Source organism: Phenylobacterium sp. CCH9-H3 (assembly GCF_001557235.1).
Taxonomy (GTDB): Bacteria; Pseudomonadota; Alphaproteobacteria; order Caulobacterales; family Caulobacteraceae; genus Phenylobacterium.
This window is the reverse complement of record NZ_LSJI01000177.1, coordinates 1-11185: the sequence shown is the minus strand read 5'-3', so window position 1 is coordinate 11185 and position 11185 is coordinate 1. Positions and strand designations below refer to the sequence as shown.

At 68.9% G+C, this 11185-nt stretch carries 13 protein-coding genes; 10 read left to right on the top strand and 3 right to left on the bottom strand.

From position 1 onward, the window contains the following. Window positions 1-226: 226 nt before the first annotated feature. A complete protein-coding gene (locus tag AX721_RS15850; protein ID WP_068876974.1) occupies window positions 227-661 on the bottom strand; it encodes a MucR family transcriptional regulator in 435 nt (144 codons plus the stop codon). A gap of 221 nt (window positions 662-882) precedes the next feature. On the opposite strand from AX721_RS15850, the gene glyA reads away from it, so the two are divergent. After that, window positions 883-2172 (top strand): serine hydroxymethyltransferase, encoded by a 1290-nt coding sequence (gene glyA / locus AX721_RS15845; RefSeq protein ID WP_068876976.1) that lies wholly within the window; start codon window positions 883-885, stop codon window positions 2170-2172. A 31-nt stretch (window positions 2173-2203) separates the two neighbouring features. Continuing rightward, window positions 2204-2677 carry a transcriptional regulator NrdR gene (nrdR, locus tag AX721_RS15840; protein ID WP_068876973.1) on the top strand — a complete coding sequence of 158 codons (474 nt, stop codon included), beginning with the start codon at window positions 2204-2206 and terminating at the stop codon, window positions 2675-2677. Window positions 2678-2759: 82 nt separating this feature from the next. Here the strand turns inward: nrdR and AX721_RS15835 are convergent, their stop codons facing one another. Beyond that, complete coding sequence (locus AX721_RS15835; RefSeq protein WP_068876972.1) at window positions 2760-3152, bottom strand: RidA family protein; 393 nt, start codon at window positions 3150-3152, stop codon at window positions 2760-2762. Between the two features lie 119 nt (window positions 3153-3271). On the opposite strand from AX721_RS15835, the gene AX721_RS15830 reads away from it, so the two are divergent. The 6 genes from AX721_RS15830 to thiL all read left to right on the top strand — a co-directional run bounded on the left by AX721_RS15830 (window position 3272) and on the right by thiL (window position 7409). Next, entirely contained in the window at window positions 3272-4168 is an 897-nt protein-coding gene (locus tag AX721_RS15830) for a LysR family transcriptional regulator (RefSeq protein ID WP_068876971.1), read from the top strand. A 92-nt stretch (window positions 4169-4260) separates the two neighbouring features. Beyond that, a complete protein-coding gene (locus tag AX721_RS15825; RefSeq protein WP_068876970.1) occupies window positions 4261-4905 on the top strand; it encodes a RibD family protein in 645 nt (214 codons plus the stop codon). Further along, on the top strand, window positions 4906-5496 hold the full coding sequence (locus AX721_RS15820; protein WP_068876969.1) for a riboflavin synthase: 591 nt from the start codon (window positions 4906-4908) through the stop codon (window positions 5494-5496). It begins immediately after the preceding gene. A gap of 32 nt (window positions 5497-5528) precedes the next feature. Next, window positions 5529-5993 carry a 6,7-dimethyl-8-ribityllumazine synthase gene (locus tag AX721_RS15815; RefSeq protein ID WP_068876968.1) on the top strand — a complete coding sequence of 155 codons (465 nt, stop codon included), beginning with the start codon at window positions 5529-5531 and terminating at the stop codon, window positions 5991-5993. After that, a complete protein-coding gene (gene nusB, locus AX721_RS15810) occupies window positions 5990-6454 on the top strand; it encodes a transcription antitermination factor NusB (RefSeq protein ID WP_068876967.1) in 465 nt (154 codons plus the stop codon). Before AX721_RS15815 ends, nusB begins: the two co-directional genes overlap by 4 nt. After that, entirely contained in the window at window positions 6435-7409 is a 975-nt protein-coding gene (thiL, locus tag AX721_RS15805) for a thiamine-phosphate kinase (RefSeq protein WP_068876966.1), read from the top strand. Before nusB ends, thiL begins: the two co-directional genes overlap by 20 nt. Before the next feature lie 12 nt (window positions 7410-7421). Here thiL and AX721_RS15800 read toward each other — a convergent pair whose 3' ends face one another. Continuing rightward, complete coding sequence (locus tag AX721_RS15800; RefSeq protein WP_068876965.1) at window positions 7422-8375, bottom strand: retroviral-like aspartic protease family protein; 954 nt, start codon at window positions 8373-8375, stop codon at window positions 7422-7424. Window positions 8376-8499: 124 nt separating this feature from the next. Between AX721_RS15800 and AX721_RS15795 the strand changes: the two genes are divergently transcribed. Both AX721_RS15795 and AX721_RS15790 read left to right on the top strand, forming a co-directional pair. After that, window positions 8500-8925, top strand: coding sequence for a hypothetical protein (locus AX721_RS15795; RefSeq protein ID WP_068876964.1), 426 nt, complete (start codon window positions 8500-8502; stop codon window positions 8923-8925). 212 nt (window positions 8926-9137) lie between these two features. After that, window positions 9138-11185: sodium-translocating pyrophosphatase (locus AX721_RS15790; protein ID WP_068876975.1), on the top strand; the 2048-nt coding region annotated here is incomplete at its 3' end.

The window sequence follows — 11185 nt, the reverse complement described above, 5'->3', positions numbered from 1 at the left end:
GACGCCCTCTGGTCCCGCTGCAACGTCAAACGCATCGGCGGCTACGCCGCCTGAGGCCGGGGCGTCCTTTCGCGGCGGAGGTGCGACAAACCGCGCTGCGGCGCCTTGGCACAACGCCAGCGTGCGAAAATCAGCGCCTACTCCTTTTCAGGGCCGGTCGTTCAACAGCCCGACATCTGGACCGGTCCCGAGCGCCCTTGCCCCGCAGGGGCGCTCTCAGGCCGGCCTACTTCCGCCGCCGCACGCCGCGGCCCAGGCCGATCTGCTTGGCGAAGTCCGAGCGGCGGGCCGCATAGGCGGGCGCCACCATGGGGTAGTCGGGCGCCAGGCCCCAGCGACGGCGATAGTCCTCCGGGCTCATGTTGTACCGGGACCGCAGATACCGCTTCAGCATCTTCAGGCGTTTGCCGTCCTCGAGGCAGACGATGTAGTCGTGCTGCACCGAACGGCCGATCGGCACGGCAGGTTTCGGCCGCTCTTCCGGCTGGGCCGGCGCGGCCGCCCCGGTCAATTGAGCCAGGGCCTGGTGGACCGTGCGGATGATGTCCGGCACGGCGTCGGCCGTGACGGCGTTGCGGCTGACGTAGGCCGATACGATCCCCGCGCCCAGGCGCATCAGGTCTTCGCCCGAGGGTCCATCCGAATCGGGTCCTACGCTCATGACCACCCCTTCTCGACACGCTTGAACGGCCGTGGACGCGATCTGACGCGTTCCGGCCTTTGCCGGTGAACGCGCAGGAATTGCGAACGGTTCCCAGAATTACTGAGGGGCGGCGCGGTTGGAGGGGCGCACGTTCGGGAGTAAAGGAGCGCCTTCGCCGCCGCCAGACTCGCGCGCCCCCGGGATCCCGCGCGTCGCCACGAAAGGTCTTGCCCTTGAACCTGCATGTGCAAACCCAGCCCTCCAAAGACGACTTCTTTCAGGCCGGCGTCGCCCAGGCCGATCCGGCGATCGCCGCGATCCTGGATGGGGAGCTGAAGCGCCAGCAGGAGCAGATCGAGCTGATCGCCTCCGAGAACATCGTCTCGAAGGCGGTGCTGGAGGCCCAGGGCTCGGTCCTCACCAACAAGTACGCCGAGGGCTATCCCGGCAAGCGCTACTACGGCGGTTGCGAGGTGGTGGACGAGGCCGAGACCCTGGCCATCGAGCGCGCCAAGCAGCTCTTCGGCTGCGAGTACGCCAACGTGCAGCCGCATTCGGGCAGCCAGGCGAACCAGGCGGTGTTCATGGTCACTATGAAGCCGGGCGACACCTTCATGGGCATGAACCTGGACCACGGCGGCCACCTGACGCACGGCAAGAGCGTCAACCAGTCCGGCAAGTGGTTCAGTCCCGTGGCGTACGGCGTGCGGGCCCAGGACCATCTGATCGACTACGACGAGGCGGCCGAGGTGGCGCACGCCAACCAGCCCAAGGTGATCATCGCCGGCGGCTCGGCCTATTCGCGCCATATCGACTTCGCCAAGTTCCGCGAAATCGCCGACGAGGTGGGTGCGGTGCTCATGTGCGACGTGGCGCACTACGCCGGCCTGATCGTGGCGGGGGAGTATCCGAACCCGTTCCCGCACGCTCACATCGTCACGACCACCACCCACAAGACCCTGCGCGGCCCGCGCGGCGGCCTGATCCTCACCAACGACAAAAAGCTGGCCGGCAAGATCAACAGCGCGGTCTTCCCCGGGCTACAGGGCGGCCCCCTGATGCACGTGATCGCGGCCAAGGCCGTGGCCTTCGGCGAAGCGCTGCGGCCCGAATTCAAGACCTATGCGAAACAGGTGATCGAGAACGCGCGGGCCCTGGCCGACAGCCTGCAGAGCGTGGGCTTCAAGATCGTCTCCAACGGCACCGACAGCCACCTGATGCTGGTCGACCTGACGCCGAAGAACGTCTCGGGCGCCCAGGCCGAGATCGCCCTGGAGCGCGCCGGGATCACCACCAACAAGAACTCCATTCCCGGCGATCCGCTGCCGCCCATGCAGACCTCGGGCCTGCGCGTCGGCACGCCGGCGGGCACGACCCGCGGCTTCGGCCCGGCCGAGTTCCGCCAGGTGGGCCAGTGGATCGGCGAGGTCCTGGATGCGGTCTCCACGGGCGAGGACTCCACCGCCGTGGAACAGAAGGTGCGCGGCGAGGTGGTAGCCCTGACCAAACGCTTCCCCATATACGCCTAATAGCGTTAAGTGGCCGGGAAGGGGGCTAGATATGCGCTGCCCGTTCTGCGGCCACGACGAGACCCAGGTGAAGGACAGCCGACCGTCGGAAGACGGCGCGGCTATCCGCCGTCGCCGGCTGTGCCCGGCGTGCGAGGGCCGCTTCACGACCTTCGAGCGTGTCCAGCTGCGTGAGCTGACCATCCTCAAGCGCTCCGGCCGGCGCGCGCCGTTCGATCGCGACAAGCTGGCCCGCTCGCTCTCGGTGGCCCTGCGCAAGCGTCCCGTGGAGCCCGAGAGGGTCGAGCGGATGATCTCGACCATCACCCGCCAACTCGAGAGCATGGGCGAGACCGAACTGCCGTCCTCCACGATCGGTGAGCTGATCATGAAGCACCTGAAGCAGCTCGATGACGTGGCCTACGTCCGCTACGCCTCGGTCTATCGCGACTTCAAGGAAACCGACGACTTCGCCCGTTTCCTCGGCGAGGAAGGTCTCAGCGAAGCCGCCGCCGACGAGCGGTAGCCCACGTCAGCCCTGAAAGGCGCGCGGATTGTCGCCCGGGGCTAGGACGGCGAGGCCGCCTTGTCCTTGGCGTCATCCGCGATCATGCCGGCCGCCGGGCGATCACCTTGATCTCGAAATCGAAGCCAGCGAGCCAGTTGACGCCGACGGCGGTCCAATTGGGATAGGGCTCCTCCGGAAAGACCTCGGCCTTCACGGCCATGACGGTGGCGAACTGGCTTTCGGGATCCGTGTGGAAGGTCGTCACGTCGACGATGTCGTCTAGCGTGTACCCGCCCGCAGCCAACGTCGCCTTCAGGTTGGCGAACGCGAGCCGGACCTGCGCCTCGAAGTCCGGCTCGGGCGAGCCATCGCAGCGGCTGCCCACTTGGCCGGACACGAACAGCAGATCTCCCGATCTGATCGCCGCGGAATAGGCATGTAGGCTGTACAGTTCATGCCGCCCAGCCGGAAAGACCGCTTCGCGCTTCGACATTTGGTGGTCCTCATCTCGTCATTGGCGAGCCCGTGCTCGCCCGAGCGACGGAGTTAAGGTCGAGGGCTTTGAACAACTAGACTTTGAAGTGCGTACGAGGTGATGCAAAACGGCCATCAATGGTCCGCCCTTCGTTGAACGATCTCGCGGCCTTCATGGCCGTCGCCACCCACCGCAGCTTCCGCCGGGCGGCCGACGAACTCGGCGCTGCGCCGTCGACCCTCAGTCACGCCATTCGCGGTTTAGAGGCCGGACTGGGCGTGCGACTTCTCAACCGCACCACTCGCAGCGTCTCTCCGACCGAGGCGGGGTTCCAGCTTCTCGACGCTCTGCGGCCCGCTATCGTCCAACTGGATGAGGCGCTGGATGCGGTCGCGGCCTTCCGCGGCAGCGTGGCCGGCACCGTGCGTGTCAACGCGCCGCGTCTGGCGGCCGCGATCATCGTTCGCAAGGTTCTGCCGCAGATGTCCGTCCGATTCCCCGACGTCACTGTGGATGTGGTCGCCGAGGGCAAGCTGATAGACATCGTGTCCGCCGGGTTCGACGCTGGGGTCCGGCTCGCCGACATGATCCCGCGGGACATGATCGCCATGCGACTGTCCAAGAACTTCCGGTACATGTGCGTGGCCTCTCCAACCTATCTCGATCGCGCCGGCGTTCCAGCGACGCCAGACGATCTGAGGCGGCATCGTTGCGTGGGCCATCGGCTGCCGAGCGGCAAGCTCTACCGCTGGGAGTTCGAGCGCGGCGGAGCCGCGTTGACCATGGACGTGCCTGCGCCGGTCGTGCTGGACGACGAGGACCTCATGGTCGAGGCCGCGGTCCGGGGGGTGGGCGTCGCTTACGTACCCGCCCTGGCCGCCGCCGCCGCGCTCGCCAGCGGGCAGGTACGAGAAGTGCTCGGGGACTGGACCCAAGCCGCGGAGGACGTGGCCGTATATTACCCCCGGGGTCGCGCAGTTCCGCCAGCGCTCCGCGCCTTCCTGGATGTGGTGCGAGACACCGCCAGCGACTGACGCGCGCCGGCCAGCAGCTTGCGGGTCCCAAGCTCCTGGTCCGCATCGCCCAATCTTGCTCGCGCGCGGATTGGCGCCCATAAGACGCCCCGATGAGCGTCACCCTCAAGCTCGCCACGTCGCTGGACGGACGGATCGCCACGGCCGCCGGCGAGAGCCGCTGGATCACCGGTCCGCAGAGCCGCGAACAGGTGCATCGCCTACGAGCGGCGCACGACGCGGTGCTGGTGGGCATCGAGACCGCCCTGGCCGACGATCCCGAACTGACCGTCCGCCTCCCAGGCTATAACGGCCGCCAGCCCGCGCGCGTCGTGCTGGACAGCCGCCAGCGGCTGACGGCCGAGTGCAAGCTGGTGAAGACCGCCCGCGACGTGCCGACCTATGTCATCGCCACCGAAGATCCAGACCCGGCGCTCCTCGAGGCCGGCGTGAAGGTGCTGACCGTGCGCGCGGTGGGGGAAGACCGGCCAGAGCTCAAGACGGTGGTCGAGGCCCTGACCGCCGAGGGACTGTACGACCTCTTCGTCGAAGGCGGCGGCCAGGTGGCGGGCAGTTTCCTGCGCTGCGGCCTGGTGGACGCCATCGAGTGGTTCCGTGCGCCCATCCTCATCGGCGGCGAGGGCCGGCCCGCCGTCGGCGCCCTGGCGGTTGCAGCGCTGGCCGAGGCGCCCCATTTCCGGCGCGTAGAGGTGAGCGCCCTGGGCGACGACCTCTGGGAACGCTACGCGAGGGGCTGAATGTTCACCGGCATCGTCACCGACGTGGGGCGCGTGCGCGCCGTCCGCGACACCAACCGCGACCGCCGGTTCGAGATCGAGACGCGGTTCGACCTCTCGACCGTGGACATCGGCGCCTCGGTCAGCCACGCCGGCTGCTGTCTGACCGTGGTGGAGAAAGGCGAGGGCTGGTTCGCGGTGGAGGTCTCGGGCGAGACCCTGTCGCTGACGACGCTGTCCGACTGGCAAGAAGGTCGGCCCGTCAACCTGGAGCGCGCCGCCCGCGTCGGCGACGAACTGGGCGGCCACATCGTGTCGGGCCACGTGGACGGGGTCGGCGAGGTGGTCTCCATCGAGAGCGAGGGCGGCTCGCACCGGGTGAAGGTGCGTGTCCCGAAGCCGCTGCACCGTTACATAGCGCCCAAGGGATCGATCACGGTCGAGGGCGTGTCCCTGACCGTCAACGAGGTGGAGGACGATGTCTTCGGCGTGAACCTGATCCCCCACACCTGGGAGGTGACCACCCTGGGGACCCTCAAGGTCGGCAGCCGGGTGAACCTGGAGATCGACATGCTGGCGCGGTATCTCGCCCGCTGGCGCGAAACGGCCTAAAGGCTTCCGCTCGAGACCCCGAAGGACCATCCATGAGCGACGAGCCGATCCGCATCCTCATTGTCGAGGCGCGCTTCTACGACGACCTGGCCGACGCCCTGCTGGAGGGCGCGACCCAGGCGCTGAGCGCCTACGGGGCGGAGTACGACGTCGTGACGGTTCCCGGCGCGCTGGAGATCCCCGGCGCCATCGCCTTTGCGGAGGAGGGCGGCCACCGCCCCGCCGGCAAGCGCTACGATGGCTATGTGGCCCTGGGCTGTGTGATCCGCGGCGAGACCTACCACTTCGAGATCGTCTCGAACGAGAGCGCCCGCGGGATCATGGACCTGACCGTGAGCAAGAAGCTGTGCATCGGCAACGGCGTTCTGACCACCGAGGACGACGAACAGGCTTGGGCCCGGGCGCGGATCAGCGAGGGCGACAAGGGCGGCGGCGCGGCCCGCGCGGCCCTGACCATGATCGAGCTGAAGCACCAGCTGTCGGGCGCCAACCGATGAGCGCCCATGCGTCCCGCTCCGTGGCGCGGCTCGCCGCCGTCCAGGCCCTCTATCAGATGGAGGTCTCCTCCATCGGCGTCGAGAGCGTGATCCGCGAGTTCACTGACCACCGCTTCGACCGCGCCCTCGAAGGCGTGGAGGGCGAAGGCGACACCCTGGCCTCAGCCGACGAGGCGTTCTTCGCCGAGCTCGTGCGCGGCGTGGTGGCCGAGCAGAAGCGGGTCGATGCGGCCATCGCCAAGCGGCTGGCCGAGAACTGGCGGCTGGAGCGGCTGGACGCCACCGTCCGCGCCATCCTGCGCGCGGGGACGTACGAGCTGGCCAACCGGCCGGACGTGCCGACCGAAGTCGCCATCGACGAGTATGTCGAGGTGGCCAAGAGCTTCTTCGAGGGCTCCGAGCCCGGGTTCGTGAACGGCGCCCTGGATGGGGTGGCGCGGGATGTCCGGTCCGGCGCCTGAGGCCCCACCCAAAGGGCTGGACGAGTTCGGCGAGATCGCCCGGCTCTTCCGCCCCCTGACCCGCGGCGCGCCGGGGGCGTTCGAGTTGCGTGACGACGCGGCGGTCATTCCCCAGCGGCCCGGCTTCGACCTGGTGGTGACCAAGGACGCCATCGTCGAGGGCGTGCATTTTCCGCAGGGTGAGGCGCCGGAGCTGGTGGCGCGCAAGCTGGTGCGGGTGAACGTGTCGGACCTCGCGGCCAAGGCAGCCGAGCCCTTCGCCGCCTTCCTCGCCGTCGCCTGGCCGCAGGGCTTTGCCGACCGCGACCGCGAACTCTTCGCCATGGGCCTGGCCGCGGACCTGGAGGCCTTCGGCATCGATCTGCTGGGCGGCGACACCGTGACCACGCCGGGCCCGTTCACGTGTACGCTCACGGCGATGGGCTGGGTCCCGGCAGGGCGCATGGTGCGTCGGGCCGGCGCGCGGCCGGGCGACAAGCTGCTGGTCAGCGGCACGATCGGCGATGCGGCCCTCGGCCTGGCCGCGGTGAAGGGACAGATCGAGGATCCCGACGGCCGCCTGGCCTATCGCTACCGGATGCCGGAGCCGCGGGTCGACCTGCGGGAGACGCTTCGCCGGCACGCCACGGCGGCGGCCGACGTCTCGGACGGGCTGGTGGCCGACGCGCGCCACATCGCCGAGGCCAGCCGCGTGGGCCTGCTGATCGAACTCGACCGGCTGCCGCTTTCGGGGGCGGCGGCGACCTGGCTGGAGCGACAGGCGGACGTGGGGGCGAGCCTGCTGCGGCTCGGGACCGGCGGCGACGACTATGAGGTGGTCTGCACCATGGCCTCGGGCGTGCGGAAGCCCCCCGGCTTCACGGTGATCGGCGAGGTGCGCGAAGGCGAAGGCGTGGAGGTTCGGGCCGCTGGCCGCGCGGTCGATCCCGGCGCCGGCGGCTGGCGCCACGGCTGAGGTTCCGGTCGGCTACACGAAGTCGAAGCGCACCTGCGAGCGGCCGAAGTCCAGTGCGACCTGGTCGAATTGGGCCAGGAGGTCCATGCCGATGACCAGCGCTGGGGTGTCCTTCAGCCCCCAGATGTCGAAGACGTGCATGTCGGCATAGGTCACCGGCACGTTGCCGAGATGCAGGCCGCCGAGTCGCAGGAACGGCAGGAACACCGACTCGCCCACGAAGCTTTCGCCGGCGAGGGACTCCATGCGCACCATCCGGAGCGGCTCAGGCGGCCCCCGCCGCGCTTCCTGGGCGCGGACCAGGTCGCGGAGCTTGCGGTTGCAGAGGGTGCCCTGGGCGCCGGAATCGATGATGGCGCTGATCCGCTTTCCGCTGAGGTCGGCGTCCACGATCGTGAGCTGGCCGTGGCGGCGGCGCGCCGGCACGATCACGATGCGGCCCGGCTCCCCCTGGTCCGGCTGCGAGCGGGTGATCTCCATCCGGCTGTTCTTGAAGTCCAGGATCAGCCTCTGGCCCTTCAGCCAGTCGACGCCCAGGATGCCATCGACATCCGATCCCTTGATGGGCAGGGCGGGCGCCCGCACCTTGCGGCGGTCACGGGGCCCGACCCGCAGGCGGTCCAGGGTCACGATCGGCCGATGCCGCACTCCCACGACCGTGTGGACCCGCGCCGTCTCCGCCGACTTCAGGTCGAGGCGCTCCATCAGGCTGTGCGAGACGCAGCTGACGTTGGCGCCGGTGTCGAGCAGGAAGTTGAACGGGCCCTGGTCGTTGATGAGCACCGGGGCGAGCATGTGCTCGTAGCGGCCCTTGGTGGTGTCGAGCGCCGTGGGCGGGTGGTCCTCGTCGGGTAGTTCGATCTGGGGTGAGGCGGTGTTGTCCTGCGCCAGGGCTCGCGCCGCGGGCAGGGCCGTGCCGCCGGCGGCCAGCAGGCCGAGGGCGGCGTGGCGACGGGTCGGAGACATGCTCCGTGATCCTCCCTATGTCATTGCTGTGAAGCTACCACCGTTCCCCGACCGCCGCCACGCAACGTCCGGTGATCTCGCGCCTCTCAACCTTGCGGCAACGCGTTGGGAGCATGCTGGACCTATGATTCGCCGCGCCCTCATCGCCGCAGCCTTCGCCCTGGCCGCCACGACGGCCCAGGGCTCGGAGCCCAAGAAGGAGGGCAAGGGCGACGTCGGCCAGTACGTCGACCTGCAGCCCGTGGCGCTGCCGATCGTGAACAAGGGCCTCCTGGTCAACTACGTCTTCGTCTACGTCCGCATCAACCTGACCGGCGGCGCCAACGCGGCGCGTTTGCGGGAGAAGGAGCCGTTCTTCCGCGACGCCCTAGTCCGGGCGGGCCACCGCACGCCGTTCACGAACCCCGCCGATCTGTCGCAGGTGGACACGCCGCGCCTGACCGCGGCCCTGGCCCGCGAGGCCGCGGCGATCGCCGGGCCCGGCCAGATCCGCTCCGTGGTCGTCACCTCCCAGGCGCCGCGCCGTCGGGTCGGCCAGCTGCGCGGCTGATCCGCCTGCCTCTGGGTGAGGCTCCCCGGCGTCGCCGGTTGCACGGCCGCTGAAAACCTGAGTACGTTCCCCGGTCTTTCCACGGGCGCATCCACGCGCCCTCGGGAACCACTTGGGGAAACGCGTCGGGGGATGGGAGCCAGCCGGACGCACGCCCGTAAGAGGCGGCCGCCGGTCACCCCCGCGATCAAATCGCAAAGGGGCTATCGACTATGAGTTCCGTTCTACTGTTGGTGATCGGCGCAGGAGCGCTGGCGGTGCTTTACGGCGTCGTCCAGACCCTTTCGCTCCTGAAGGCCTCGCCGGGCAACGCCCGGATGCAGGAGATCGCCGCCGCCATCCAGGAAGGCGCGCAGGCGTATCTGAACAAGCAATATACCGCGATCGGCATCGTCGGCGTGGTGATCCTGATCCTCGTGGGCGTGCTGATCGGGCCCAAGGCGGCCATCGGCTTCGCCATCGGCGCCATCCTGTCGGGCCTGGCGGGCTTCGCCGGCATGCTGATCTCGGTCCGCGCCAACGTGCGCACGGCCCAGGCCGCGTCCGAGAGCCTGGCCAAGGGTCTCTCGCTCGCGTTCCGCTCCGGCGCCATCACCGGCATGCTGGTGGCGGGCTTCGCCCTGATCGGCGTCGCCGGCTACTACTATGTGCTGACCGGCCCCATGGCCCTTGAAAACACCAGCCGCGAGGTAGTGGACAGCCTGGTGGCGCTCGGCTTCGGCGCCTCGCTGATCTCCATCTTCGCCCGTCTGGGCGGCGGCATCTTCACCAAGGGCGCCGACGTTGGCGGCGACATGGTGGGCAAGGTCGAAGCCGGCATCCCTGAGGATGACCCGCGTAACGCCGCCACGATCGCCGACAACGTGGGCGACAACGTCGGCGACTGCGCCGGCATGGCGGCCGACCTGTTCGAGACCTATGCGGTGACCACGGTCGCCACCATGGTCCTGGCGGCGATCTTCTTCCGCGGCCTGCCGGAAGTGTCCAACATGATGCTGTTGCCGCTGGCCATCTGCGGCGTCTGCATCGTCACGTCGATCATCGGCACCTTCGCGGTGCGGCTCGGCAAGTCCCAGAACATCATGGGCGCCCTCTACCAGGGCCTGATCGTCACCGGCGTCCTGTCGGTCGGCGCGCTCTGGTGGGTGATCAACGGCCTCGTCACCACCACCGTGACGGTGGGCGACACCACCTTCGGCGCGGGCGAGCTCTTCTACTGCGGCATCGCCGGCCTGGTGGTCACCGCCCTGATCGTCGTGATCACCGAATACTACACCGGCACGGGCTTCCGGCCGGTGAAGTCGGTGGCCAAGGCGTCGGTGTCGGGCCACGGGACCAATGTGATCCAGGGGCTCGCCATGAGCCTGGAAGCGACGGCCGCGCCCGCGATCGTCATCATCGCCGGGATCATCGTCACCTATAACCTGGCGGGCCTGTTCGGTATCGCCATCGCCACCACCTCGATGCTGTCGCTCGCCGGCTTCATCGTCGCCCTCGACGCCTTCGGTCCTGTGACGGACAACGCCGGCGGGATCGCCGAGATGGCCGGCCTGCCGCCGGAGGTCCGCGTGACCACCGACGCGCTGGACGCCGTGGGCAACACCACCAAGGCGGTCACCAAGGGGTATGCCATCGGATCGGCCGGCCTGGGCGCCCTGGTGCTCTTCGCCGCCTATACCGAGGACCTGAAGTACTTCGCGGCCAATGCGGAGCCGGGATCCTACTTCGAAGGGCTGGGCGCGGTCGCCTTCGACCTCTCCAATCCCTACGTCGTCGTCGGTCTTCTCTTCGGCGGGCTGCTGCCGTTCCTGTTCGGCGGCATGTCGATGACGGCCGTCGGCCGGGCCGCCGAGTCCGTGGTGGAGGAGGTCCGTCGCCAGTTCCGGGAGAACCCCGGCATCATGACCGGCGAGGTCAAGCCCGAGTACGGCCGCGCCGTGGGCATCCTCACGTCGGCGGCGATCAAGGAGATGATCGTCCCGTCGCTGCTGCCGGTCGTCTCGCCCATCGTGCTGTTCTTCGCGATCACCTCGATCGCCGGCAAGGTGAACGGCTTCGCGGCCCTTGGCGCCATGCTCATGGGCGTCATCGTCACCGGCCTGTTCGTCGCCATCTCGATGACGTCGGGCGGCGGCGCCTGGGACAACGCCAAGAAGCTGATCGAGGAAGGCCATCACGGGGGCAAGGGCTCGGAGGCGCACAAGGCCGCCGTGACCGGCGACACCGTCGGCGATCCCTACAAGGACACGGCGGCCTTGTG